This is a genomic window from Sulfitobacter noctilucae (genome assembly GCF_000622365.1).
GTDB lineage: Bacteria > Pseudomonadota > Alphaproteobacteria > Rhodobacterales > Rhodobacteraceae > Sulfitobacter > Sulfitobacter noctilucae.
On sequence record NZ_JASC01000014.1, the window covers coordinates 539,138 to 566,036 of the forward strand.

General features: G+C 59.8%; 24 protein-coding genes. 8 read left to right on the plus strand and 16 right to left on the minus strand.

Going from position 1 to position 26,899, the window contains the following annotated elements; translation table 11 throughout:
* Positions 1–22 precede the first annotated feature (22 nt).
* From Z945_RS0112740 to Z945_RS0112770, 7 genes are all read left to right on the plus strand, one after another.
* Complete coding sequence (locus tag Z945_RS0112740) at positions 23–1,003, plus strand: TRAP transporter substrate-binding protein (RefSeq protein WP_025052495.1); 981 nt, start codon at positions 23–25, stop codon at positions 1,001–1,003.
* Between the two features lie 115 nt (positions 1,004–1,118).
* Complete coding sequence (locus Z945_RS0112745; protein ID WP_025052496.1) at positions 1,119–1,685, plus strand: TRAP transporter small permease; 567 nt, start codon at positions 1,119–1,121, stop codon at positions 1,683–1,685.
* Positions 1,685–2,965, plus strand: a complete 1,281-nt coding sequence (locus tag Z945_RS0112750) for a TRAP transporter large permease (RefSeq protein WP_025052497.1) — start codon at positions 1,685–1,687, stop codon at positions 2,963–2,965. Before Z945_RS0112745 ends, Z945_RS0112750 begins: the two co-directional genes overlap by 1 nt.
* On the plus strand, positions 2,962–3,744 hold the full coding sequence (locus tag Z945_RS0112755) for an enoyl-CoA hydratase/isomerase family protein (RefSeq protein ID WP_025052498.1): 783 nt from the start codon (positions 2,962–2,964) through the stop codon (positions 3,742–3,744). Before Z945_RS0112750 ends, Z945_RS0112755 begins: the two co-directional genes overlap by 4 nt.
* Positions 3,741–4,955, plus strand: a complete 1,215-nt coding sequence (locus tag Z945_RS0112760; RefSeq protein ID WP_025052499.1) for a CaiB/BaiF CoA transferase family protein — start codon at positions 3,741–3,743, stop codon at positions 4,953–4,955. The genes Z945_RS0112755 and Z945_RS0112760 overlap by 4 nt, the downstream gene beginning before the upstream one ends.
* 23 nt (positions 4,956–4,978) lie before the next feature.
* A complete protein-coding gene (locus Z945_RS0112765; RefSeq protein WP_025052500.1) occupies positions 4,979–5,404 on the plus strand; it encodes a GlcG/HbpS family heme-binding protein in 426 nt (141 codons plus the stop codon).
* 70 nt (positions 5,405–5,474) lie between these two features.
* The gene (locus Z945_RS0112770) at positions 5,475–6,872 is read left to right on the plus strand and encodes a M20 family metallopeptidase (RefSeq protein WP_025052501.1); all 1,398 of its coding nucleotides are present in this window, start codon (positions 5,475–5,477) and stop codon (positions 6,870–6,872) included.
* On the opposite strand, the gene Z945_RS0112775 is transcribed toward Z945_RS0112770, so the two are convergent.
* From Z945_RS0112775 to Z945_RS0112850, 16 genes are all read right to left on the minus strand, one after another.
* Entirely contained in the window at positions 6,869–7,543 is a 675-nt protein-coding gene (locus Z945_RS0112775) for a DUF1045 domain-containing protein (RefSeq protein WP_025052502.1), read from the minus strand. The genes Z945_RS0112770 and Z945_RS0112775 overlap by 4 nt on opposite strands.
* 237 nt (positions 7,544–7,780) lie before the next feature.
* Positions 7,781–8,338 carry a protocatechuate 3,4-dioxygenase subunit alpha gene (gene pcaG / locus Z945_RS0112780; RefSeq protein ID WP_025052503.1) on the minus strand — a complete coding sequence of 186 codons (558 nt, stop codon included), beginning with the start codon at positions 8,336–8,338 and terminating at the stop codon, positions 7,781–7,783.
* Entirely contained in the window at positions 8,335–9,060 is a 726-nt protein-coding gene (gene pcaH, locus Z945_RS0112785; RefSeq protein WP_025052504.1) for a protocatechuate 3,4-dioxygenase subunit beta, read from the minus strand. The genes pcaG and pcaH overlap by 4 nt, the downstream gene beginning before the upstream one ends.
* A gap of 36 nt (positions 9,061–9,096) precedes the next feature.
* On the minus strand, positions 9,097–10,281 hold the full coding sequence (pobA, locus tag Z945_RS0112790; protein ID WP_081781003.1) for a 4-hydroxybenzoate 3-monooxygenase: 1,185 nt from the start codon (positions 10,279–10,281) through the stop codon (positions 9,097–9,099).
* Between the two features lie 219 nt (positions 10,282–10,500).
* The gene (locus tag Z945_RS0112795) at positions 10,501–11,940 is read right to left on the minus strand and encodes an aldehyde dehydrogenase family protein (protein ID WP_025052506.1); all 1,440 of its coding nucleotides are present in this window, start codon (positions 11,938–11,940) and stop codon (positions 10,501–10,503) included.
* Between the two features lie 155 nt (positions 11,941–12,095).
* Entirely contained in the window at positions 12,096–12,242 is a 147-nt protein-coding gene (gene ccoS / locus Z945_RS0112800; protein WP_025052507.1) for a cbb3-type cytochrome oxidase assembly protein CcoS, read from the minus strand.
* A complete protein-coding gene (locus tag Z945_RS0112805) occupies positions 12,239–14,356 on the minus strand; it encodes a heavy metal translocating P-type ATPase (RefSeq protein ID WP_025052508.1) in 2,118 nt (705 codons plus the stop codon). Before Z945_RS0112805 ends, ccoS begins: the two co-directional genes overlap by 4 nt.
* The gene (locus Z945_RS0112810) at positions 14,353–14,802 is read right to left on the minus strand and encodes a FixH family protein (protein WP_025052509.1); all 450 of its coding nucleotides are present in this window, start codon (positions 14,800–14,802) and stop codon (positions 14,353–14,355) included. Before Z945_RS0112810 ends, Z945_RS0112805 begins: the two co-directional genes overlap by 4 nt.
* Complete coding sequence (gene ccoG / locus Z945_RS0112815; RefSeq protein ID WP_025052510.1) at positions 14,799–16,352, minus strand: cytochrome c oxidase accessory protein CcoG; 1,554 nt, start codon at positions 16,350–16,352, stop codon at positions 14,799–14,801. The genes Z945_RS0112810 and ccoG overlap by 4 nt, the downstream gene beginning before the upstream one ends.
* Before the next feature lie 149 nt (positions 16,353–16,501).
* Positions 16,502–17,365: a cytochrome-c oxidase, cbb3-type subunit III gene (ccoP, locus tag Z945_RS0112820; protein WP_025052511.1), complete on the minus strand. Its 864-nt coding sequence runs from the start codon at positions 17,363–17,365 to the stop codon at positions 16,502–16,504.
* Positions 17,358–17,588: a CcoQ/FixQ family Cbb3-type cytochrome c oxidase assembly chaperone gene (locus Z945_RS20340; protein ID WP_025052512.1), complete on the minus strand. Its 231-nt coding sequence runs from the start codon at positions 17,586–17,588 to the stop codon at positions 17,358–17,360. Before Z945_RS20340 ends, ccoP begins: the two co-directional genes overlap by 8 nt.
* A gap of 9 nt (positions 17,589–17,597) precedes the next feature.
* The gene (gene ccoO / locus Z945_RS0112830; protein WP_025052513.1) at positions 17,598–18,428 is read right to left on the minus strand and encodes a cytochrome-c oxidase, cbb3-type subunit II; all 831 of its coding nucleotides are present in this window, start codon (positions 18,426–18,428) and stop codon (positions 17,598–17,600) included.
* Between the two features lie 12 nt (positions 18,429–18,440).
* Positions 18,441–20,042 carry a cytochrome-c oxidase, cbb3-type subunit I gene (ccoN, locus tag Z945_RS0112835; RefSeq protein WP_025052514.1) on the minus strand — a complete coding sequence of 534 codons (1,602 nt, stop codon included), beginning with the start codon at positions 20,040–20,042 and terminating at the stop codon, positions 18,441–18,443.
* 121 nt (positions 20,043–20,163) lie between these two features.
* Complete coding sequence (gene fnrL / locus Z945_RS0112840; RefSeq protein ID WP_025052515.1) at positions 20,164–20,892, minus strand: transcriptional regulator FnrL; 729 nt, start codon at positions 20,890–20,892, stop codon at positions 20,164–20,166.
* A gap of 169 nt (positions 20,893–21,061) precedes the next feature.
* Positions 21,062–21,901 (minus strand): universal stress protein, encoded by an 840-nt coding sequence (locus Z945_RS0112845; protein WP_025052516.1) that lies wholly within the window; start codon positions 21,899–21,901, stop codon positions 21,062–21,064.
* A 111-nt stretch (positions 21,902–22,012) separates the two neighbouring features.
* Positions 22,013–24,448, minus strand: a complete 2,436-nt coding sequence (locus Z945_RS0112850; protein WP_025052517.1) for a GcvT family protein — start codon at positions 24,446–24,448, stop codon at positions 22,013–22,015.
* 220 nt (positions 24,449–24,668) lie between these two features.
* Here Z945_RS0112850 and Z945_RS0112855 point away from each other — a divergent pair, with 220 nt between their 5' ends.
* Complete coding sequence (locus Z945_RS0112855; RefSeq protein ID WP_025052518.1) at positions 24,669–26,897, plus strand: NADP-dependent isocitrate dehydrogenase; 2,229 nt, start codon at positions 24,669–24,671, stop codon at positions 26,895–26,897.
* Positions 26,898–26,899: the final 2 nt, after the last annotated feature.

Sequence of the window (26,899 nt, forward strand, 5' to 3'; positions counted from 1 at the left end):
TAGTCTCTGGGAGGAGATCCTCATGAAAGTAATCGCAAAACTACTCGCCGCAACAACGGCGCTGGGCATGGCCACTGCCGCTTCAGCTGCCGATATGACAATGAAATTCGGCCACGTAGGCGCGCCCGGCTCGCTGTTCGAGGCGACGGCAAATAACTTTGCCGAATGTGTGAACGGTGCGATGCCGGAGAAGGTCGAAGTGCAGACGTTCGGTTCGTCGCAATTGGGCAAGGACAAGGAGCTGCTGCAAAAGATCAAGCTGGGTCAGGTTGATTTCGCGCTGCCATCCTCGGTCATGTCATCGGTCGACGATTCATTCGGCATCTTCGAGATGCCCTATATCATCACAGACCGCGATCATATGCGCCGCGTGCAGGGCGAGATGATGGACACGTTCCAGAACGCAGCCAACGAGAACGGTTATCACATCGTCGGTCTGGCCGAGAACGGTTTCCGCAACATCACCAACAATGTGCGCCCGATCAATCTGCCTTCCGATCTTGAGGGTGTGAAACTGCGTACGCCGAACGGCGTCTGGCGCTTGAAGATGTTCCAGGAGTACGGTGCCAACCCGACGCCGATGGCGTTCTCGGACGTCTTTACCGCGCTGCAAACCGGCGTCATTGACGGACAGGAAAACCCCTATGCCCAGATCGCATCGGCCAAGTTTCAGGAAGTGCAGAAGTATCTGTCGGTCACCGGTCACGTCTACACACCAGCCTATATCCTGACCTCGAAAAAGAAGTTCGACGGGCTGCCAGAAGACGTGCAGGCGGGTCTGACCGATTGCGCCAGCAAAACGCAGGACTTCACGTATGAAAAGGCCGCAGAGCTTGAAGCGAGCCTTTTGAAAGTGATCGAAGATGCAGGTGTCGAGGTGAACACGGCCGACAAGGCAGCGTTCATTGAGGCCTCCAAGCCGATCTACAAGCAGTTTGCCGATGAGGTCGAAGGCGGCCAGGAAATGATCGACACTGTGCTTGGCCTCGGCAACGCAGGTTAATCAAAGCGGCGGGGCGGCATCAAGTTATTTGCTGCCCCGCCTGTTCATTAGAATTCAACGCTGATCCCACCTGCATCCGCAGCAGCGGATCGGCGTCACCCAACAGGGCCACCTCATGGAAAACGCTGCCTATCCCACGCTCTCGCGCATCAACCGCGCGCTCAGCAGGGTTCTTGAATGGATCACGATCAGCTTGATGATCATGCTAACGCTGATTGTTGCCATGGCCGTCATAGCACGGCTGATGGGGCAAAGTTTTTCGTGGTACGATGAAGTTGCAGCAATCATGCTGGCGTGGATTACCTATTACGGGTCTGCATTGGCAGCCTTGCACCGGCGCCACATCGGCTTTGATACTGTTCTCCTGGCGATGCCCCTCAACCTGCGCGTGGCGGCACTTTTGGTGGGGGAGCTGATTGTCCTTGTTTTCTTTTTCCTCATGGCCCGCGCCGGTTTGCAGGTTCTGGATGTGCTTGCCGGGGATACGCTGATCTCGTTGACATGGGTGCCGATCCAGCTGACCCAATCCGTGATCCCCATTGGTGCGATCCTGTTCATGCTGTGCCAGATGCTCAGTCTGCCCGCGTACCTCAAAATCACCGCCGCCGGCATCTCGCTGGAGCATGCGGAGATCGAGGAAGAAGTCGAAACCGAACTTGAGAAGAACAAGGATCGCGTCTGATGTTGATGGCCGGAATTTTTATCGCGATGCTGATGATGATCTGCATCAACATACCCATCGCGGTGGCACTTGCCATGTGTGGTGTGCTGGGTTTGCTGGTCACCGAAGGGACGGACAGCCTCGTGACCATCGCGCTGGATATGTACGACGGATCAACGAAATTCTCGCTGATCGCCATTCCGATGTTCGTGCTGGCAGGGGCCATCATGAACGCAGGCGGCATTACTGACCGGCTCATCAACTTCGTCTCCGCGATCATCGGCTTCATCCGCGGCGGCCTTGCAATGGTCAACATTGGTGTGTCTTTGTTCTTTGCCGAAATCTCCGGCTCTGCGGTGGCGGATGTGGCCGCAATGGGCTCGATCCTGATCCCGCAAATGAAAAAGCGCGGCTATTCCAAAGAGTTCTCTGCGGCGGTCACCTCCTCCTCGGCCTCGCTTGCCATCATCATCCCGCCGTCGATCCCGATGATCCTCTATGCCGCCTCGGCCAATACGTCAGTCGAGCAGTTGTTCGTTGCGGGTGTCGTGCCCGGATTGCTGGGGGCAGGGGGGCTGATGACGGTCGCCTACCTCTTCGCCAAACGCTATAACTTCCCGACCGAAGCGGCCTTTCAACTGTCCCGCCTGCGCGAGACATTCATGGATGCGCTGCCCGCCTTTACCCTGCCGGTGATCATCTTGGGAGGCATCTTTGGCGGCTATGTCACCGCGACCGAAGCGGCGGGCCTTGCGGTTATCGCATCACTTGCGGTGTCGGCCTGGTACGGCAATCTGGATCTGGGCCATCTGCGCCGCGCCATGCTGGACGGCGGCATCCAGACCGCGGTTGTCATGCTTCTGGTGGCGGCATCGGTGCTGATGGGCGGCTTCCTGACCCGCGCCCAAATCCCGCAGCAGCTGGCCGAAGGGATCCTGTCGATCACCACCCAGCAATGGGCGATCCTGATGATCCTGAACGTGTTCTTTCTGATCATCGGTTTCTTTTTGCACTCGGCCGCGGCGATCATTCTGGTCATTCCCATCGTGATCCCCCTGATCACGGCGGCGGGGATCGATCCGGTCCACTTCGGCCTCGTGGTCACACTGAACCTGGCGATTGGCCAACAAACCCCGCCTGTGGCCTCGGTCCTGATCACCGCCTGTTCGGTGGCCCGCGCCAACATCTGGGAGGTTTCAAAAGTCAACATCTGGTTCGTCGGCGTGCTGCTGGCCGTACTGATGCTGTGCACCTATGTGCCGTCCGTGCCGATGTTCCTAGTGGAGTATTTTTACCGATGAATGACGCGCCCGAAATCACTGACGAGGTCCGCGATGGTATCATGTGGATCACGTTCCAACGCCCGCGGGCGCGTAACGCGCTGACCTTCGGCATGTACGAACGGTTGGCCGAACTGTGTCAAACCATGCCGACCGACGGCAGCGTCCGCGCTGTTGTTCTCTCCGGTGCAGGGGGCAAAGCCTTTGCCGCTGGCACCGACATGACCCAGTTCCGCGCCTTTGACAAACCGCAAGATGCGTTGGACTACGAGGCGCAGATTGACGCTGTTCTGGAGGCGGTCGAGCGCTGTCCGGTGCCTACGATCGCGGCCGTCAACGGTGCCTGCACCGGCGGGGGCGGCTCCATTGCGGCGGCTTGTGATATTCGCATCGCGTCCAGCAGCCTTAAGTTCGGCTTTCCGATCGGACGTACGCTTGGCAATTGCCTGGCGGCGGGCAATCTTGCCCGCCTGACCGAACTGGTGGGCGCAGGACGCGTCCGGGAGTTGGTCTTCACTGCCCGTCTGATCCAGGCCGAAGAGGCGCTGAACATCGGGCTGGTAACCGAGGTACTCGACGATGAGACGGCGCTGATGACCCGTGCCGAGGAACTCGCCCAACACGTAGGCTCCATGGCACCGCTGACCCTGCGCGCCACAAAGGAAGCCATGCGCCGCAACCGCGCAGCAGCAAAGGTCGAGGACGATGATCTGATTATCTCTTGCTACATGAGCGATGATTTCAAACAGGGGATGGAAGCCTTTCTGGCGAAGCGAAAACCGGTATGGACAGGCAAGTGAACAGCAAAACCGGCCCCCTTGCGGGCATGCGGGTGATCGAGATCGCCCATATCATGGCAGGCCCCGTTTGCGGATTGATGTTGGCCGATATGGGCGCCGATGTGATCAAGGTGGAAAAGCCGACCGGCGACGACAGCCGCCGCTTCACCCCGCCCGAGATAGGCGGAGAGGCCGCCGCCTATATGATGATGAACCGCAACAAACGCGGCATTGCACTGAACCTGAAAGACCCGGACGCTGTGGAGATCCTGCGCAAGATGCTGGCCGACGCAGACGTGGTGATCGAGAATTACCGCAAAGGCACGATGGAGAAGCTGGGGCTGGGCTACGACGATTTGGCCAAGGCGAACCCGCGCTTGATCTACTGTGAAATCTCCGGCTTTGGCCGTACGGGACCGTATGCTGAGCGCGGGGGCTTTGATCTGATCGCGCAGGGCATGTCGGGCCTGATGTCGATCACGGGCGAGGGCGCGGGCCGCCCGCCGGTCAAGGTCGCCGCTCCCATATCGGATATCAACGCAGGTATCCTTGCTGCAATGGGCATCTCGGCCGCCTACGCAAACATGCTACAAACGGGGCGGGGTCAAAAGGTGGATACCTCGCTTTTTGAGGCCGCGATCACGCAGACCTATTGGCAGTCCGCGATCGCCTTTGCCACCGGGCAAAAGCCGGAACCGCTTGGTTCAGCCCATCCCCTGAATGCGCCCTATCAGGCGTTCGAAACATCCGATGGCTGGATCAATGTCGGAGCCGCGAACCAAAGCAACTGGCTGCGTTTTCTCGATGTGATCGAAGCCCCTGAGCTGGACGCCGATCCGCGTTTTGCCTCCAATGCGGCGCGCATTCAAAATCTGCCCGCACTGGTCGAAATTCTGAACAGCTACATCCGACAGGACACCACGGAAAACTGGTTGGCGCGAATGGAGGCGGCGCAGCTGCCCGCAGGGCCGGTGAATGACATCCTGCAAATGCACGCCGACCCGCAGGCGCAACATCGCGAGATGATCCTTGAGGTCGATCACGAGACAGCAGGCCCGGTCAAGACCATCGGCCATCCGGTCAAGTTCAGTCGCACGCCGGCGCAAGTCACCCAGGCAGCACCCCGTTTGGGCCAGCACAGCCGCACCGTTCTAGCTGAATTCGGCTATGAGACGACACAGATTGAAAACTGGATCACCAGCGGTGCCGTCGTTGCGGCTGACGCGGTATAACTTCACACATACAGGACGCCCTCATGACCCTTACTCTGCAACAGGCGCAAAGCCTGATCAGCGACTGCATTAACTGGCGCAAGGCCAATGACCTCAAACCACTGACCGTCGCGGTTCTGGACAGTGGCGGCTATCTCATGGCGCTTGCCCGCGAGGATGGGACCAGCAATCTGCGCCCGCAGATCGCTCAGGGCAAAGCTGCCGGGGCCATCGCGATGGGGCTTGGCTCCCGTGCGCTTTATGAACGCGCCAAGGTAGAGCCCTTCTTTATTCAGGCCATGAACGGATTGGCAGACGGATCTTTAGTGCCGGTCGCTGGTGGTGTCTTGATCAAACAGGACGGCGTCATCATCGGGGCAGTGGGCATCACCGGCGACACTTCCGACCGCGATGAAGCCTGTGCCATCGCCGCCATCGAGAATGCCGGTTTCACAGCGGATGGTGGCTGAGCATCTGGCCGTTCGCCCGTGGCTGACTTAGGGTGGTGTCGAACCTCTCTATCCAAGGAACACCGCTCACATGACCCGCGCACAGGCAATTGAACAGGCCGCAGCCCTCGTTGATACGGGACGTTTGCAAGACATGTTGGCCGATTGGGTCAGCTATCTCAGCGAAAGCCAGAACCCCGAGGCGCAGGCTGAGTTGTGGCGATACCTGAGCGATGCGATCCAGCCCCGGCTGGAGGCCATAGGCTTTGAATGCACCCTGCATGAAAACCCTGCGGAGCCTGAGACAGGTGGCCCGTTCCTGCTTGGCAGCCGCATCGAAGACCCTGACCTGCCGACAATCCTGACCTATGGCCACGGTGATGTGATCTGGGGGCAGGCGGATCAATGGCGCGAGGGGCTTACGCCTTTCACCCTGACAAGCGAGGGCGAGCGGCTTTATGGCCGGGGGGCTGCTGACAACAAGGTGCAGCACCTGATCAACATCTGCGCGCTTGAGACAGTGCTGAAGCAGCGCGGCTCGCTTGGGTTCAACGTCAAGATCGTCCTGGAGATGAGCGAAGAAATCGGCTCTCCCGGTTTGGCGCAGATGATGGATCTCTACCGCGATACGCTGGCCGCCGATGTTCTGATTGCATCCGACGGACCCCGGCTGAACCCGGATGTGCCGACCATGTTCATGGGCTCGCGTGGTGGAGTCAGCTTTGATCTGGTCTGCGATCTGCGCACAGGGGCGCATCATTCGGGCAACTGGGGCGGGCTGCTGGCCGATCCGGCGATCCTGCTGGCGCAAGCGCTGGCTTGCATTACCGATAAACGCGGGCAGATCCTTGTGCCGGAATGGCGCCCCGACAGCCTGACACCCGACATTCGCACCGCCCTTGCCAAACTGCCCGCGATTGTGGGCGATGCTGTCACGGTCGAGGAAAACTGGGGCGAGGAAAGCCTGACGCCGGTCGAACGCGCCTATGGCTGGAACAGCTTTGCGGTGCTGGCGATGACATCCGGCGTGCCGGATGCGCCGGTGAATGCAATATCGGGCAGCGCCCGCGCACGCTGCCAACTGCGTTTCGTGGTGGGCACGGATATGAACGACATCCTGCCCGCCCTACGCCGCCATCTGGACGCCCATGGTTTTGAAACGATTGAGGTAGTGCCAGTAGATAAAGGCATTTTTGCCGCCACCCGCCTCAGCCCAGATCACCCCTGGGTGCGCTATGTCGAGGCGTCCCTGAAAGACACCACCGGGCAGGCGCCGCATGTCCTGCCCAATCTGGCCGGGTCCCTGCCTAACGACTGTTTTGCGGATGTATTAGGCCTGCCGACGATCTGGGTGCCGCACAGTTATCTCGGCTGCAACCAACATGCGCCGGATGAGCATGTCTTGCTGCCCGTGTGTCGCGATGCCTTGCGGGTGATGACAGGGTTGTTCTGGGATATCGGTGTGTCCGCACCGGATGTCGCGCGCTAGCCTCTCAAGGCAAAGCGCTTGATCTGGTGGAACATCCCTGCCTCGTCCTCGCCCATGAGGGTGATCGCCTCCACGGCATAATCGTGCTCCAGCAAGGGCAGCAGCCGCGGCTCTAAGGCGTCTAAAACGCCATCGGCGGCGGCTCCGGCAATTCGGCCGCTCAAGGTGATGTGAAAGTGAAAGTCATCAAAGACAAACGGATAGCCCCAGTCGAGCATCTGTTGATCCTGCCGCGCTGACAGGCGGGCGCGACGGCGGCGGGTGATGTCTTCGGCAGTAAGCGGTGCGCGTAAGAGGTTGAACGCTTGCACCAACTCCGCCGCCAGATTGCTGAGGGCCGCGCTTTGCGTGACGGGCCGCAGGGCCAGAAACCCGTGATCATGGCGCAGCGCCAGCTTGCCGATGGGCGCGGGGGCATGGCAGGCCGCAAAGGCTTCTGCGCTTTGTTCAATCTGGGTCAGATCTGTCGTCGGGGCAGGCCGGAACGGCGCCACGAGCGTTGCATGACAGCCGTACTTGCGTGGCCGCGCTGTCACCGCAGCCACATCTATATCCGGAACCTCCGGATGCGCCACAAAGGCACCGGTTGCACTGTCCCATCCCAGCCATGCAGCACCAAAGGATGCCAAGGGGCCGATGGGCGTGTAAAAGACAGCATACCGTTTGAACATTCACCCTCCCGTGCAGGTCATTTCTGCCAGCTCTATGTCACAAAGCCATGACAAAACAGACAATTTGCGACAGCGCCAGTCAGATGTGGAACGCGAGGGTCAGGCTGTGCTGTGTCGGCCCCGGCCGCCAATATTGCGACAAGCTTGAATGAAATGCGATCTGGCACCAATGCTTATCAGTAATCACCCTTATCTGCGGATTGGAATTGCATCAGGTGCTTGTTTGCCGTCACCGGATCAGACGTCAAAGAAGACAGTCTCCTGCGCGCCCTGCAAATATATATCGTGGCGATAGCTGCCATCCCCGCCTTGGGCAATCAGTGTCGCCTGCCTGTCGCCTGCCACCGCTAGCACCGGATCGCTACTGTTGTCCTCATCCGCGAAGTAAATGCGCGTGGTCAGGCCAAGGTTGATCCCCCGCGCTGTGATCCAGGCCAGCAGATGCGGGGCCTGTCCTGCCGTAGCACCGGGTTTCAATGTCTCGAACACCAGTTCTCCGCTATGGGCATCCGTAGGCTGGCGGCCCCAGTGGCTGAACCCTTCGGTAGGACCATAAGTGCCATCAGGTCCTGCTTGCCAAATCTCGACCATCGCGTCTTTCAGCGGTACGCCGTCACCATCGATGACATGACAGGTCAGCGTAATGCGGCTGCCGTTGGGATCGCCGGTGATCATCTTCGCGCCCAGATCATTGCCGCCATACATGCCTTGCAAACCCGCAAAGGTCGGCACGCAGCCGATATGCACATAAGGTCCCGCGGTCTGGGATGGAGATTCCTTGAAGTCGGCCATCATGTCCCCTCCATTTGATTCTCGAATATCGTCGCACCGCGCCCGCGCAGCACAATGTCAAAGCGGTAGGCGCGGATGTCCATCGGCACGGTGTTGTCCATATCAAGCCGCGCAACGAGGCGGTCAATGGCTGTGTCGCTGGGGATGCACTGCACGATGGGACACAGCGCAATATGCGGATCGCCCTCGAAATACATCTGGGTGATCAGCCGCTGGGCGAACCCGTCACCAAAGACCGAAAAGTGGATATGCGCAGGCCGCCAGTCATTGCCGCCGTTGGGCCAGGGGTAGGGGCCGGGCTGGATCGTACGGAAGGAATAGCTGCCGTCCTCGCCCGAAATACACCGCCCGCAGCCGCCGAAGTTGGGATCAAGCGGCGCGGCGTAGCCGTCCTTCTTGTGACGGTACCGCCCGCCTGCATTGGCCTGCCAGACCTCGATCAGCTTGCCCGAGACGGGGCGACCGTCTTCATCCAGCAGCTTGCCATGCACGATGATGCGCGGGCCAATCGCCGCCTCTCCGGCCTGAGCGTAATTCACGATCAGATCGTCATCATCCGGACCCAGCATACCATGGCCAAAGGTCGGACCGGTCATCTCCGTCACCGTGGGGTCATAGTGCAGACGTGTGTGGTTGGGCGAACGCAGCAGCGACGAGCGATAGTCAGGGGCCAGCGGTTTGGGGTGCCAGTCAAGGTCACGCGGCGCAATGATGTGATCAGCCATAAGCGGGCTCCTGTGTTGGTGGCGTCGTGTTGCCCGTCATTCCAGCGGCAATCCGACATAGTTTTCGGCAAGGGAGCGGGCCGCCGCCTCGGATGTTGTCAGATAATCGAACTCGGCCCGCTGCATGCGTTTTTCAAACGGTGAGTTTTCGGGGAATTGATGCATCAAGGTCGACAGCTGCCACGAGAACCGCTCGACCTTCCAGACCCGTTTCAGCACCGTTTCGGAATAGGTGTCGATGTGATGGTCGTTGCCCTTGGTGTAATGTTCGATTAGTGCGCGCGAGAGGATGCGTACGTCGGCAGCGGCAAGGTTCAGCCCTTTGGCCCCGGTGGGCGGCACAATATGCGCGGCATCGCCCGCCAGAAACAGATTGCCGTGGCGCATTGGCTCGGCCACGAACGACCGCAGCGGCGCGATGGATTTCTCGAACGACGGGCCGGTTTGCAGGTGGGCTGCGGCATCCGGACCAAGGCGCAACGCCAGTTCCTCCCAGAACCGGTCGTCAGACCAGTTGTCGATGCTGTCATCCAGATCGCATTGTACATAATAGCGGCTGCGCCTCTCGGACCGCATGGAGGCCAGCGCGAACCCGCGCGCGTGATTGGCATAGATCAGCTCGTGGCTGACCGGGGGACGTTCGACCATGACGCCCAACCAGCCAAAAGGATAAACCCGCTCGAATGTCTTCAGCACATCCGCTGGAATGGATTGGCGCGACACCCCGTGATAGCCGTCACATCCCGCGATATAATCGCAGCTGACGGTGATCTCTGCGCCGTCATGGGTAAAGCTGACCGAAGGCCGGTCAGCGGTCAAATCCTGCGGCCTGACACTGTCAGCGTTGAAGTAAAAGACTTGGCCCTCTGCATGGCGTTTGTCGAACAGGTCCTTGGTGACTTCGGTCTGGCCATAGACGGTCACCGTCTTGCCGGTCAGAGCCTCGATGTCGATGCGGTGACGATCCCCGTCGAAGGCCAATTCGAACCCGCTATGGGGCAACCCCTCACGGTGCAACCGATCAGCCACGCCGGCCTCTTCCAAGGCGGTCACCGTGCCTTGCTCCAAGACACCCGCACGGATGCGGCCCTCGATATAGGCGCGGTCCTTGCGGTCGATCACCACGGTGTCGATGCCCGCGTTGGCCAGAAGCTGCGAAAGCAACAACCCGCTGGGCCCCGCGCCGATAATGCAGACCTGTGTCTCGATGGTATGACTCATTTCGGTCTCCTGGGTCTGCGCATGGTCAGAAAATGATTATGCTCCATACCTTCTTAGCGTCTGCTTGGGCGGCACGAAAGAGCGGAGACTGCAGCGCTGCCACTTTTCTACCGGCGACAAAGCGGAGGAATCTGAAAACCCTCAAGCAAAAGGGGCTACCGCAGAAATCATCTGCGGTAGCCCCGATAGCATCTTGGTCAGATGCAGTCAGCAAAGGCGCTACGCGACGGGCCAGCCGCCAACGGCTTTCACTTCGACAAATTCATCCAGACCCCATTCGCCGCCTTCGCGGCCATTGCCCGATTGCTTCATCCCGCCAAAAGGCGCACCGGCACCGCGGCCCTTGCCGTTGATGTCGACCATGCCAGAGCGCAGGGCGCGCGCAACGCGGCGCGCGCGTTCGTCGTCGCCCGTCTGAATATAGTTGGTCAGGCCGTAGTCGGTGTCATTGGCAATCGCGATGGCCTCTTCCTCGCTGTCGAAAGGCATCATCGACAGCACGGGGCCAAAGATTTCCTCGCGCATCACGGTCATGTCGTTGGTGCAATCGGCAAAGACCGTGGGGCGCACGAAAAAGCCCCGGTTCAAGCCATCGGGCCGCCCGGTGCCACCTGCAACCAGCTTGGCCCCTTCGTCGATGCCCTTCTGGATCAGGTCCTGCACTTTGTTGAACTGCACCTCTGAGACCAGCGGCCCGATGTGACGGCCTTCCTCGGATGCGGCATTCACGCTTGTGGCCTCAGCGGCTTCGCGGGCCTGTTCGACCGCCTCGTCATAGCGCGAGCGTTCGACCAGCATCCGCGTCGGTGCGTTGCACGACTGGCCGGTGTTGTTGAAGCACCGGATGATGCCCTGCTTGACCGCCTTGGGATCAGCATCGGCAAAGACCAGATTGGCACCCTTTCCGCCCAGCTCAAGGCTGACGCGCTTGATGGTTTCCGCCGCTGCGATGGTGATGGCACGGCCCGCGCGGGTCGACCCGGTAAAGCTGACCATGTCCACGTCCTTATGCGCCGACAACTGGCTGCCGACGCCCGGTCCGTCACCGTTCAGCATGTTGTAGACACCCGCAGGCACGCCCGCCTCATGCATGATCTCGGTGAACAGGATCGCCGACAGCGGCGATTGTTCGGAGGGTTTCAGCACCATGGTGCAGCCCGTGGCCAGCGCCGGCAGCACCTTGAGGGTGATCTGGTTCATCGGCCAGTTCCAGGGCGTGATCAACGCGCAGACACCGATGGGTTCCTTGATGATGCGTGTATCTTCGTCGCCGGGGCGCAGCGCCGTCTCGAACTCGAAATCTTTCAGCGCGTCGATGAACGCCTTGATGTGATAAGAACCGGTGCCCGACTGCTGTGTCTTGGACATCGCAATGGGTGCGCCCATTTCGGTGCTGATCAGGCTGCCCATTTCGTCCGAGCGGCGAATGTAGACGTCGAGGATGGACTGCATCAGCTCGAGCCGTTCCGCTTTGGACGATTGCTGCCATGTGCCGAACGCGGCCTTAGCGGCGGCCACGGCGGCATCTGTATCAGCCTGTCCGCCGAGCGAGATTGTTGCGGCGGTTTCTTCGGTTGATGGATCAATGACTGCAAAATCCTTGCCCGCCTGTGGGGCGACCCATTTGCCGTCGATGTAGAAGTTGCCAGCGTTTTCCATGTGTTCAGCCTTTGATTATGATGGTTCCGCATCAGCCGGGCAGCACCCGGCAGATACCTGTCTGCCAACTGTCTATGCCCAATCGCCCGAGGCGGAAAGGGGGCTTTGTTCAGTTAGCCGGAACGTCATCTCGCAGGGCCGGACACAGGCTGCGTTCAATCCCGCGGATCGTCCAGCAGGATACGCGCGGCATTGCCTTGATCGTCGTCATATTGATCGCTGCGCAAGGTCCAGATAAAGGCGGCAAGGCCCGCACCTCCGAGGATTAGGGAAACAGGGATCAAAATGACAAGGACGTTCATTTCACAAACCTCATACGTTGGGCATTGGCCAAAACGGTGATGGAAGAGATGCTCATCGCGAGCGCTGCGGCAAGGGGTGTGGCGAACCCCGCCAGCGCAACCGGCACCGCGATGAAGTTATAGGCCGCCGCGATGGCAAAGTTCTGCTGCGAGAGAGCCCGCGTAAAGCGCGCCACGCGCAGCACAAGCGGCAGATCTGCAAAACTGGTGCGTAGCACGACAACGTCGGCGGCGTTGCGGGCGGCATCCAGTGCGGTTGAAGGGGCGATGGATGCATGTGCGGTGGCCAGTGCCGCCGTGTCGTTCAGCCCGTCACCAATCATCAGCACGCGGTGGCCTTGATCCTTCAACATTTCCAGCCGCGTCAGTTTTTCTTCGGGGCGAGCGTTTGCGGTCATGGGCAAGTCCAAGCGCGCGGCAATGGCGCGGGCAGGGGACGTGTCATCCCCGGTCAGCATTTCGCATGGCAAACCGATAGCTTCCAGCGCTTCGGCGATACCGGGGCGCAGGTTTTCGTGTTTTTGCAGGACAGTCGCGGGGGCATCGCCAATTTTAAGCCCCAGGTCGACCGCATCGTCACCGAGCCAAGCACCACGGCCCAGCGCCACGAGCTGACTTTGCCAAAGCGCCTCGATGCCATTGCCCGCCTGTTCTTTCAGGACGGTCAGGTCTGCGGGTTTCACGCCTTCAAGAGCAGCGAGCAACGCCTGTGACCAGACATGTGCCGATCCCTGTGCCAGCGCCGCCGCGATGGATTTCTCTTCTGCGGACAAACGGCTTACGTCAACGCCTGCGGGCAGCGTCAGCGTGCCGGTCTTGTCCAGCACGATATGATCCACCTCGGCCAACCGCTCCAGCGCGGTGGCGTGTTTTACCAGAAAGCCGTTGGAGTAAAGCTTGCTGATTGCAGCTGTACTGACCGCTGGTACGGCAAGGCCAAGCGCACAGGGGCAGGTGATGATCAGCACCGCGATGGCGATATTCAGTGCATGCCGCGTGTCGCCCGTGGCAAAGAACCAGGCGACAAAGGCAGCGAAGGCCAGCAGATGTACGGCGGGCGCATAAATTTGCGCGGCCCGGTCGGCCAAACCAGTATAGCGGTTGCGCCCGTTTTCTGCCAGTTCCACCATCGCTGCCATGCGTCGCAGGCTGGTATCGCTGCCGTTCACGGCCGCGCGCAGGGTGACGGGGGCTGCCAGATTGACCTCGCCTGCCTGCACGTTGGCACCTTCGGCCAGCTTGGCCGCACGGCTTTCGCCGGTGACAAGCGAGCGGTCCAGCAGTGCGGACGCGCTGGTTAGCGTGCCATCAACCGGTATCCGTGCGCCGGTGGGCACAAGGATCAGATCGCCGGCGGTAATTTCCTGCACCGGCATTTTCCGGCTCTGTCCGTCGATCAGCACTTGTGCGGTATGGACCTCGAGCGCGGTCAATTCCTTGGCGGCAGATCGCGCCGCACTTCGGGTCTGGTGGTCAAGGTAGCGACCGATCAGCAGGAAAAACGTCAACGACAGCGCGGCGTCGAAATAGGCGTGCTGCCCGCCATTCAATGTCTCGAACAGAGACATGCCTGCGGCCAGAATGATGGCCAGCGAGATCGGCACATCCATATTCAGCCGCCCCACCTTCAAGGCACTAAGCGCGTTCAGAAAGAACGGCTGCCCGGCGTAGCCGACCGTCGGCAGGGCAATCATCGCAGAGATGAGATGGAACAAATCGCGTGTGGCGTCCTGAGCGCCGGACCAGACGGCCACGGACAACAACATGACGTTCATCATCGCGAAGCCTGCGACGGCCAGCCGGATCAGCAAGGCCCGTCCGGTGGTGTCCTGGGCGCTGGCAAGGGCGGCCAGATCCAAGGGATAAGCCTCGAATCCCAGCCCCTCAAGCGCGGCAAGGGCGCGGTCGGCATCAACAGGTCCCGCAATCGACACCCGTTTCAGGGACAGGTTGACGCGCACCGAAGTTACTCCGCGCAGGCTTTCCAGCCCGCGCTCGATCTTGCCGATACAAGCGGCGCAATGCACACCGGGCAGCGAGAATTGCAGCGCAGGCCCGGCGGCGACTTCTTGCGCCATTGGCATGGCCACACACGCAGGGCAGGCAGTGGTCATGATGCGGCCCTGAGGATGATGCGACGCTGAAACAACGTGCCATCGGCCGAACGCGCCTTCAGGCGCAGATTCCAGTTGCCTTTCTGCACATCGACAGGGGCGCGGAATACCAATCCGTCATGGACAAACTCAGGGGTCTGATCGGCTGCAACCATTGTGGCGCGGCCAAAGGTGGCCTCGATGATCTGCGGCACCACGGCGCGGCCCCCCTTGAGGATGCTCAGCACCAACTCGCCCTTTTCGATCCGGGCCGTGACATCCCAGTTCAGCGCATCCTGCGCCTTACGGTCCGCGTCAAAGCTTTGGCTGGCGACATAGGAGTTCTTGACCTCCAGCCCCGGAAAGCTGCGCACGGCATTGAAGGCCAGTGTCAAATTGACGGTGATGATGATGCCAAAGGCAAAGGCGAAAACGCCGAAAACGTGCCATCCTTTAATCTCGGTCATTCGCTTTCCTTTCCATTAAATGTGGTGGTGCGGCTGGCGCGGTCACCGGTCCCTTTGTCTTCGACCCATATGCGCAGATCGGTATTGGCGCGGGTCGCCGCGGGGTCTTGCGGACGCGCGGTGACGTAGACCCGTTGCAAGGTCGTGCTGTCGGCAGGCACGTTGACATCCAGCGTGCCGTCCGCCCCCTGCACCTCGATGCGCAAAAGATCATCGCTGCTGAGGCTCAGATGAAACACGCGGTCCTCGCCCAGCTTGTTGCGCAGTCGCACGTCATAGATATTACGGATAGAGCCGTCTGATTGCATCACATAGGTCGGGTTGCGCACCGCGCTGACAGTCAGTTCGATGTCGCTGCGGATGAACAGGGCATAGACCAGACCCGCACCAAGTGCGGCCCACAGTGCCGTATAAAGCAAAGTGCGGGGCCGGAAGATGTGCCGCCAGATGGACTTTGGCACTCCGCCCGCCCGTTCTGCAGCCTCGTCCGACAGTGCCATATAATCGATCAGGCCTCGCGGTTTGCCGATCTTGTCCATGACATCATCGCAGGCGTCGATGCAGAGGGCACAGGTAATGCATTCCATCTGCTGGCCGTCACGGATGTCGATCCCCATGGGGCAGACGTTGACGCAGGCCATGCAGTCGATGCAATCGCCATGCTCGTTGATCTCGGCGGTCAGTTTTGGCGCACCGCCAACCTGCAGCGGCATGCTTGGGTAGGGCGTCGCCTTGTAGCGGACCTGTTGTCCTTCACCCGCGGCCTGCGCTTCACGCTCTGCCTTTTCGGCGGCAGCACGGTCGCGCTTGCGCACATTGCCCTTGCCCCGCGGTTCGCCGCGCCATTCGCGGTAGGCGACTGTGATGGTATCGGGGTCCATCATCGCCGCCTGAATACGCGGCCAGGGGCACATGTAGATACAGACCTGCTCGCGCATGAACCCGCCAAAGACAAAGGTTGTCAGCGTCAGCACTGCAATGGTGATATAGGCCACAGGATGCGCGGTGAGCCGAACCAGATCAGCGGCCAGCGCCGGAGCATCGGTGAAATAGAACACCCAAGCTCCGCCTGTTGCCAATGAGATGGTTAGCCAGACCACCCATTTGGAGACCCGAAGCCGCCATTTGTGAAAGTCCCATTTTGCCCGGTGCAGTCGGACCCGCGCGTTGCGGTCGCCTTCGATCCAACGCTCGACAAGAATAAACAGATCGGTCCAGACGGTCTGCGGGCAGGTATAGCCGCACCAGACCCGCCCGAGGGCAGAGGTAAAGAGAAACAACCCCAACCCCGCCATAATCAGCAGACCGGCGACGAAGTAGAATTCGTGTGGCCAGATCTCGATCCAGAAAAAATAGAAACGCCGGTTTGCCAGATCGACCAGCACCGCCTGATCCGGCAGGTTGGGACCCCGGTCCCAACGGATCCACGGGGTGAGGTAGTAGATCGCCAGCGTAACGCCCATGATCCACCATTTCAAACGGCGGAACGCGCCGGATACGCGGCGTGGGAAAATAGGCTCTCGGGGAGCATAGAGGGGAGCTTGGGTCATTTCAAAAGTCCTGTTCGCAGAATCTTTCTAGGATGGGGGCAGGGGTCTTGCCTTGATCTGAGTCAAACAAGACCCCCGGAACGGCTTAATGTGCGAACAGGGCCGCTCCGGGGGATGCCGGGGCCGGAAGTCCGGCCCCATGCCTGTGTCTACTCGCCTCCTCCAAGGCTGTGGACATAGATCGCAACTGCGCGGACGTCTTCTTCGCTCAGGCGCTGACCCCAAGCCGGCATAACGCCATAACGTGCGTAGGTAACGGTTTCAGTCAGAGTCTCGCGATCACCGCCATAAAGCCAGACCGCGTCAGCCAGGTTGGGCGCGCCCATCTCACGGTTGCCAAGACCCGCATCGCCATGACAAGCCGCGCAATTGTCTGCAAAAAGCGGTGCGCCTTCGGCTGCCAGGGCTGCGTCATGTTCCGCAGAACTCAGACCGACGACATATTCAACCACGGCACCGATCTCGGCTTCAGAGAACATCTCGCCATAAGCAGGCATTTCCGAATAGCGGGCATCGAAGTCCGTCTCGTTGCGGATGCCGTGGCGGATACTATAGGCAATCGCTTCCTGGTCGCCGCCCCAGAGCCAGTCATTGTCCAGCAGGTTGGGATAGCCCTTGGCCCCGGCGGCACCCTGTCCGTGGCACTGGCTGCACTGAGCGCGGAAGACCGAACCGCCACGGGCCACCGCATAGCGGTGCAGATCGTCCTGCGGGCTGATTTCGGTCATCTCGGCCGCAACCAGTTCGGCCACCAGACCGGCATTCTTGGCCTCGTGCGCGGTGATATCTGCACTGACTTCGGCGCGGGTCGAATACCCTAGCAGACCGCTGGTCGCCCCTGAAATCATTGGCCAGGCCGGGTAGGCGATCGTATAACCGATAGCCCAGACAATGGTGGCGTAAAGCGTCCAGAGCCACCAGCGGGGCAGGGGGTTGTTCAGCTCTTCGATGCCGTCCCAGACGTGGCCTGTGGTTTCAACGCCGGTTTCTTCATCTACCTGTTTATCAGTCATCGGTCGGACCTTTCTTCAGATCGGGCGCAGGACGGCGGGTGCCGGATGGATCCGTGCTGACCGTACGGGGCGTTTCGTTGCGGAACGGTATCATGCTTGCGTCCTCGCGGGACTGGCGCAGGCCGGGCCAGAAGGCCCAGACCCCAGCACCGATAAAGAAGGCGAACATGGCAAGCAGAACCCAGCTGTCGGCCAATTCGCGCAGGAAGGAATAGGTATCCATCGGTGCCTCCTATCGGCTTGCGTCGGGGGTGAAGGTGGAGAAATCGACCATGGTGCCCAGCACCTGTAGATAGGCGATCAATGCATCCATCTCGGTCAGTTCCGGTTGGCCATCGAAATTGCCCACAACCGCGCCGGGATAGCGTTCTTGCAGCGCGTCCCAATCGCCGTCTGGATCAGCCTGAGCACGGAAATCGGCAGGCGCCGCCGTGATCTGGTCATCCGTGTAGGGCACACCGACGAAACGGTGCGTTTCCAGCAGGTCCGTGATGTGGGTGTTCTCGATCTTTGTGTCGGCCAGGAACGCATATTTCGGCATGATGCTTTCGGGCACAACCGATTGCGGGTCTTTCAGGTGATCCACATGCCATGCATCCGAATAGCGCCCGCCGACCCGTGCCAGGTCAGGCCCGGTGCGTTTGGAGCCCCATTGAAACGGATGGTCATACATCGATTCTGCAGCCAGCGAATAATGGCCGTAACGTTCGACTTCGTCACGCATCGGGCGGATCATCTGGCTATGACAGACATAGCAGCCTTCGCGGACATAGACATCACGCCCGGTCAGCTCAAGCGGGCTGTAGGGGCGCACGCCTTCGACCTCTTCGATGGTATTTTCCAACCAGAACAGCGGTGCAATTTCGACAATGCCGCCGATGGTCACCACCAGGAGCGAAGCAATCAACAGCAAGGTCGGGCTGCGCTCCAGAATGGCGTGTTTGTCGATCAACTTGGTCTGGTGGGGCAGTTCGTTCGGTATCTCGTCCGGAAAATCCGACAAGGTGCTGACTTTTGGATCGTCAGCGGATGACGGATGAGGGATCTTTTCGTTCGGTGCCATGTGTCCGTCTCCTTATTCTGCAGGTGTTGCGGCGGGCAGGGCAGCATGTGCCGGCTCTGCGCCCCGAATGGTTTTCCACATGTTCCAGCACATGATCAGCGCACCTGACAGGAACATCACGCCGCCCAGTCCACGCACCACATACATCGGGAATTTTGCGGAAACGGTGTCGGCAAAGCTGTTGACGAGGAACCCCTGGTCATCGACCTCGCGCCACATCAGACCTTCCATGATGCCGGTCACCCACATGGATGCCGCATAAAGAACGATGCCGATTGTCGCGAGCCAGAAGTGCCAGTTGATCGCGGCCATCGAATACATCTGCTTGCGGCCCCAAAGCTTTGGCGTGAGGAAGTAAAGGCAGGCAAAGGTAATCATACCGTTCCAGCCCAAGGCACCTGAATGAACGTGTCCGATGGTCCAGTCGGTATAATGCGACAGCGAGTTCACCGCGCGGATCGACATCATCGGTCCCTCGAAGGTGGACATGCCGTAGAAGCCAAGGCTGAGGACAAACATCCGCAGGATCGGATCGGTGCGCAACTTGTCCCAGGCGCCTTGCAGCGTCATCAGACCGTTGATCATACCTCCCCATGAGGGCATCCAGAGCACGATAGAGAACACCATGCCAAGGGTCGCGGCCCAATCAGGCAGGGCGGTGTAGTGCAGATGGTGAGGACCAGCCCAGATATACAGGAAGATCAGCGCCCAGAAGTGGATGATCGACAGCTTGTAGCTATAGACCGGGCGGCCAGCCTGCTTGGGCACGAAGTAGTACATCATGCCCAGAAAGCCTGCGGTCAGGAAGAAGCCCACGGCGTTGTGGCCGTACCACCATTGCGTCATGGCGTCCTGAACGCCCGAGAATACTTGCACGGACTTGCTGCCCCAAATGCTGACCGGGATCGACAGGTTGTTGACCAGATGCAACATCGCGACGGTGACGATGAACGCCAGATAGAACCAGTTGGCGACATAGATATGGCGCTCTTTGCGCACCATGATGGTGCCCATAAAGACCACCAGATAGGTGACCCAGACAATGGTCAGCCAGATGTCGACGTACCATTCGGGCTCTGCATACTCTTTGGACTGTGTCGCACCCAGCAAATAGCCAGTAGCGGCCAAGACGATGAACAACTGGTAGCCCCAGAAAACGAACCAATGCGCGTTACCGCCCCAAAGCCGTGCAGCGCTGGTGCGTTGAACAACATAAAAGGACGTCGCGATCAACGCGTTGCCGCCAAACGCAAAAATCACCGCAGAGGTGTGCAGGGGACGTAGCCGACCAAAGTTCGTGAAGGGCTGACCCCAATCGAAGTTCAACTCCGGGAAAGCCAGCTGAAACGCAATGAACGTGCCGACCAGAAAGCCGGCAATGCCCCAGAAAGCAGTCGCGATCACGCCTGCGCGGATCACCCCATCGGCATATCGCGAGGTATCGGCCAGCGGCTTGGGCTCATCCGTATGGCGCAGAACCCACAAGAACATCCCGCCCGAGATAATCATGATCAGCGCGGCATGCACCTGATAGGCCAGATCATGGGCCCAGCTTGATGCAATGGCCGACATCAGTGTGATGAGGCCTAAAATTATAAGTTTGACGTAGTCCATATGCGTCCCCTTGGTTTCGGACGAGCAGCCAAAGGCGCTCCTGTTCGCAAGGGGGGTATGGAATGTGCCGGGATTGCGATCCTTGATCTACATCAAGGATCCGCGAAAAAGTGCTTTGGTGTTAGCTAATGAATTCCGCATCATCACCGGTCGCAGCGTGCAGCCCGGCAAGGTCCAGCACCTCAAACTGACGGCGGTCACTAAAGGCGATCACGCCTTCTTTTTTCAGGCCATTGAACTGGCGGCTGACGGTTTCCAGTGTCAGGCCAAGGTAGTCGGCAATCTGTTCGCGTGTCATCGGCATGCTAAGCGGATGAAGTTTGCCGTCGATATGGCGGACCTGCGTGCGTCTTACCAACATCTGCACGAAGGTCGCGATCTTTTCGCGCGCGGTCTTGCGCCCCAAAAGCAACATCCAGTCCCGCGCAGCATCCAGTTCGTCCAGTGCCAGCTCCATCAAGCGCTGGGCAACATGGGGCGTGTTCTGGATCAGCTGCTCAAAGGGTTTGCGCTCAAAGCAGCACAGGGTAACTTCGGTCGTCGCGGTCACATCGAATTCGATCTGCTGGCGTCCGGGCCGCCCGATAAAGTCTGACGGCAGCAGCAGACCCACCATCTGGGTCCGGCCGTCTTCGAGCGTTTTGGACAAGGACGCAACGCCCTGCACAACCGACCCCACAAAAGCCAACTCATCACCCCGCCATAGGATTGTTTCCCCCGCGGCAAAGGTTTTGTAGGACTTCATATGCTCCAGCAACGTCAGTTCGTCGTCGTCGCAATGCGCGCAGACGGCGCGGTGACGGATCGGACATTGGCCGCATTTCACGGCCGCTTTGAGCGGGAAGTTCATGGGCTGTTCTAGAATCCGGGTGTTCGCTAACACCTTTAAACACTGCCCAGCCCCGAATTTCCAGAGCTCCCTAATCTTCCACGACGTTTTGATGCTGCATTCCCACGGCCAAGCCAGCGCCTGCCGAAGCTTCCGGCAGACGCGAGAGGTCTTCACAGCGACCGGCCCGCTACTTGCTGAAGAGCACCGGAAGCTTTTGATCGCGCAACAGCGCGTAGGTTGTTGCCCCGATAACAAAATCGTACGCTTTGGAGTGGCCGAAGGCCCCCGTCACAATCAGGTCAGCGCCTTTTTCAAGGGCGGTCGCAGTCAGGACGTCCGCAATGCTTTCGCCCAGCGGATCACGATACTCCAGCGTTGATTTCAACCCATGGCGCGAGAACATCTCGACCATATCCACCGCATCTGAATCCCTGAATGCATCCTGCCGCCCCGCGCCGACCCGCAGCACGGTCAAGGCAGCGTTATCTGCCGCAATATCCAGCATGTCATGCGCTGCGCGTGCCGCTTCGCGCGTATCGCTCCAGCCCAGCAGGATGTTGTTGCCAATCTCCGGACCATCATAAGAGGGGGGCACGACAATCACCGGGCGCCCGCCTTCGCGGATCACTTGCGCTTGAGCATGGCGCTGGTCGAAACGGTCGGTGTTACGGTCCTCATGAGCCATGATCACCAAATCGGCGGAACGTGCGCTTTCGACCATGCGTTCGGTCGCGGATTGTGCTTCGGCTTTGATCATTCTGAATTCGCTGACGAATTCCTCGGCTTGCGTGTGGGCGTTGAAGATCTTTTTGATCTCCTCGGATTCCTCACGCTGGCTTTCGTTGAACGACGCATAGGCGGGTTCCGGGATGTGCATCGCGATGCTGGGATAGACCACCAGCGCCTCGATCGTGTGCAACCCGATCAGATGTGCACCATGCTTGCGCGCCAGTGGCACTGCAAATTTCATCAGCGTTTCGGCGTGGTCGGGGGTCGTGAGACAAACAAGGAGTGTCTTGGGAGCCATTGGAAACGTCCTTTCCTGCTGTTTACAGAGTATGGCGTCAGCCTACAGCAAAAGGGCGGATCGGGAATTGATCTGGATCAATCCCCGAAGACCAATCGTTAGCGCCCCGCGTTAGGCCCGCATCCGGGCGAAGGAGGGATCATAGGGAGAAGGCGCAATCACTGTGGCATCAACTAAATCACCATACATATCAATCTGATGTGGTGTGCCGACCCCAGACAGCGCGGGGTCCACCAAAGCATAGGCCAGGTTGATCCCGAGCCTGTGACCCCAATCGGCAGAGGTGACTGTGCCCACCACGGACCCATCGCGCATCAGCGATGCGCCGGGATGCGCGGGGGCATGCGTGGCTTCGACCTGCAAGGTGACCAGCTGTTTTGTAGGGCCGGCGGCCTGCCGTTTGGCTAGCGCGTCCTTGCCGATAAAATCACCCTTTTCCATCTTCACGAACCTGTCCAACCCCGTCTCGAACGGATCGAATTCGGTGATCAGATCGGCCTTCCAATGCAGGAACCCTTTTTCCATCCGCATCGATTCGACCGCACGCGCCCCGAACAACCGCAGGTCATGCGCCTTGCCTGCGTCCCGAAGCGCAAGATAGGCGGCATAAAGCGACGCATTGGGGACGTGGATCTCATAGGCCAGTTCACCCGAAAAGCTGACGCCCATCACGATGGCAGGGGCAAAGCCGACGAAACATCCGCGCACCGAAAGCCAGGGAAAGGCGTCTTTGGACCAGTCACCGCGCGCACAGGCTGACAGCACATCGCGTGCCTTTGGCCCGGCCAGCACCAGAATGGTGTGATCGTTGGTCAGGCTGCGCAATTGGACGTCCTCGCTCGGGTCCAGATGGGCCGTCAGCCAATCCATGTCATGCGCTTCGGACGCGGCGGCGGAGCCGTACCAAACCCGCGCAGGTCCGCGATCAGAAGCGGGTAGATTGGCCACCGTTGCCTCACCTTTGATATAGCCGTGATGGTTCAGCAGATAACCCAACCCCACGCGGCCTTCGCGCTTGGTCACCGTGCCGCAGATCATACGGTCCAGAAAAGCATGCCGGTCCGCGCCGGTGATCTCGATCCGGTTAAAGCCGTTGACCTCGGCCAGTCCGACGTGTTCGGCGATATGGCGCACTTCAGCGCCCACCACATCAAAGGCTTCGTCGAAATCAAAGGTCAAGCTGGGATGAAAATCAGGCGAAGGCTTCATGTAATCGACGCGTTCCCAGCCGTTCACCACCGTGAATTCGGCACCCTCGGCGGCCATGACAGGGGTCAGCGGCGTGGTCTTGGCATTGCGCCCGGCGGGGCGATGTTCGTGCGGGAAATGAAAGCGGAATTCGTTTTGATAATCCTCGATCGCCTTGAGCGCGGTCAGTTCCACATTGGTATGTCCGGCAAAGCGGCGTGGGTCGATGACCCATGTGTCATACTGCGCCTCGCCGTGCACGATCTGTTGGGCCAGCAGCCAGCCATGCCCGCCGCCTTCACCCAGACCCGCCCGCAACCCGATGATGCAAAAGGCGTTGCGTTTGCCGGGGATGGGGCCGACCAAGGGCGCGCCGTCGATGGTATAAGTGATCGGGCCGTTGACCACCCGCTTGATCCCGACCTCCGTCAGCGCGGGCATCCGCTCGAACGCGCCTTCCAGCACATCCATCACCCGATCTAGATCATCTGGGCAGAGGTCGTTGGAAAAGCCGCGGCTGATCCCGTCCATGCCCCATGTGCGGCAGTCCTGTTCATAAAACCCCACCAGCAGACCATTCTTTTCCTGCCGAGAATAATAATCGCTGATCGGACAGCGCAGCAGGGGCATTCGGTGGCCCGCCTCAGCAATGGCGGGGATGTCTTCGGTCACGAAATACTGATGCTCCATTGAGGCGACAGGGTGATGCACCCCCATCATCGCGCCCACTTCGTTCACGCGGTAGCCGCCCGCGTTGACCACGATATCAGCGTCGATGCTGCCTTGGGTCGTCTCAACGGTCCAGGTGTCGTCGCTGTGCTGGGTCAATCCGGTGACAGCGGTGTTGCGATAGACTTCCGCGCCTGCCTTGCGTGCATGAAAAGCCAGCGCCTGACATAATTGTGCGGGATCAATGTCTCCGTCCTCGCCGTCCCACAGCCCACCCAGCAGATTGTCAGTCGAGATCAGCGGGTGCCGCCGTGCGCATTCTTGCGCGTCGATCACCTCGTATTCCACGCCCATGCCCCGAGCCATCGACGCGAAATGGCGGTAGCCCTGCATTTGTTCGGGCGTATTTGCCAGCCGGATGCCGCCATCGCCGTGGTGATAGCCCACCGGATACTCGGGATCGTCGCGCAGCTTTTTGTAGAGCGCAATGGAATGGGATTTCAGACCGACCATCGTCTGCGTCATGCCGAAATTCGTGACCTGTGCGGCCGAATGCCATGTGGTGCCCGATGTCAGCTCGTCCCGTTCGATCAGAACCACATCGCTCCAGCCCTCTTGCGTCAGGTGATAGAGCGTCGAGCAGCCTGCGATACCACCCCCGATGACAGCGACTTTGGTTCTGGTCTTCATAGCAGCCTCCCTAAGTGTGCCATATCTGTTTGGCGGTCAAAGACGGGTCAGGCAATAGACAAGGTGGAATATAGACGCGCGAGCACAGGCCCATGGTATGCCGCCTGTGCAGGATGCGAGCAGACCGCCGCGCGGCTCGGCCAATATCTGCGATTGCAAAGTGGACTCTTGCGGCGCGAAAGGGTAGGCCGCAGCCAGGTAATTAGAGGTAAGAAATCACATGGCCAACAGCGCGTCCCCCGATATCATTTACACCAAAGTAGACGAGGCACCGCAGCTTGCGTCTGCCTCCTTGCTGCCGATCCTGCACACCTTTGCGACAGCGGCGGGTATCACGATTGGCACCAAGGATATCTCGCTTGCCGGACGGATCATCGCAGCCTTCCCCGAAGGTTTGACCGAGGCACAGCGCCAGCCCGATGATCTGGCGGAACTGGGCGAACTGGTGAAACAACCCGACGCCAACGTGATCAAACTGCCCAATGTGTCTGCTTCCGTGCCACAGCTGGTTGCGGCAATCACCGAATTGCAGGGGCAGGGCTATAACCTGCCGGACTATCCCGAAGAACCCGCCACCGATGCTGAAAAAGACATCCGCGCTCGCTATGACGCGATCAAAGGCTCGGCGGTGAACCCTGTCTTGCGCGAAGGCAACTCCGACCGCCGCGCGGCAGTTGCAGTGAAGAAATATGCGATGGCGAACCCCCATTCCATGGGGGACTGGTCCGCTGACAGCAAAACACGCGTGTCCACCATGTCTGCGGGAGATTTCCGCAGCAATGAAACCTCTGTCACCCTGACCGAGGCGCAGGCTGGTGCCGCACGGATCGAACACACTGCCAGCGATGGCACTGTAACAGTGCTGAAAGACAGCGTCAGCTTTCCGGCAGGCACTGTGGTCGATGGGACCTATATGTCCGCCCAAGCGCTGCAGGACTTTCTGGCCGAGCAGATCAAGGAAACCAAAGCCGAAGGGACGCTGTTCTCGCTGCACCTCAAGGCCACGATGATGAAGGTCTCTGACCCGATCCTGTTCGGTCACGCGGTCCGCACTTTCCTCAAGCCGGTCTTCGACAAATACGCCACCGAGTTTGACGCGGCAGGCATCGATCCCAATTCCGGCCTTGGCACGATGTTTGAAACGCTGGAAACAATGCCCAACGGCGCTGAAATCCGCGCGGAGATTGACGCGCTGATGGCAGAACGCCCGCCGCTTTACATGGTCGATTCCGACAAAGGCATCACCAACCTGCATGTACCGTCCGATGTGATCATTGACGCCTCCATGCCTGCGCTGATCCGCGCGGGCGGCAAAGGCTGGGGGCCTGATGGCAAAGAGAGCGACGCCAACTGCGTCATTCCCGACAGCTCTTATGCGTCCGTTTATGACGAGACGATCAAGTATTTCAAAGAGACCGGCGCGCTTGACCCGACCACATCCGGTACGGTCCAGAACGTCGGCCTGATGGCGCAGAAGGCCGAGGAATACGGCTCTCACCCGACCACTTTCGAAATCCCGGCTGATGGCACAGTGACGATGATCGCGGCCAATGGCGATGTTTTGCACAGCCACACCGTTGAAGCAGGCGACATCTGGCGCTCGGCCTCGACCCGCAACGCGCCCATCGAAAACTGGGTGCAGCTGGCTATTGAACGGCAGAAGGCCGAAGGCTGTCAGGCGATTTTTTGGCTGGACGAGACACGCGCCCACGATATGGAATTGATCAAGCTGATCAAGCCGTTGCTGGACAAGGCGGGCGTTGCGGACAAGTTCCAGATTATGGCACCACAAGAGGCCACGCGCGTGTCGCTCGAAACGATCCGCCGGGGCGAAAACACCATTGCCATCACCGGCAACGTGCTGCGCGACTATCTGACCGACCTGTTCCCGATCCTCGAACTGGGCACATCGGCCAAGATGCTGTCGATCGTCAAACTTATGAACGGTGGCGGTCTGTTCGAAACCGGAGCCGGTGGCTCTGCGCCGAAACACGTGCAGCAACTGGTCGAACAAAACCACCTGCGCTGGGATTCACTGGGTGAATTCTGTGCCTTGGGCGAAAGTTTCAAGTACTTCGGTATGGTGAACGACAACGCCAAGGCCACCGTGATGGGCAAGGCTGTCGATGCAGCGACCCAGGGCATCCTGGACGCGAACAAATCGCCGGGTCGGAAGGTTGGCCAGCCCGACAACCGCGACAGCCATTACTTCTTTGCGCTCTACTGGGCGCAGGCGCTGGCGGCACAGACCGAAGACAAGGAACTCGCCGACCACTTCGCTCCCATCGCTGAGGCTTTGGCAGCCGATCAGGACGCGATCCTGCGCGAGCTGCACGAGGGCCGTGGAAACGCAGTGGATCTGGGTGGCTACTATCACACGGATGATAGCAAAACATCAGCGGTCATGGCACCCTCCGAGACCCTGAACGGCATTCTGGGTACAAACTGATC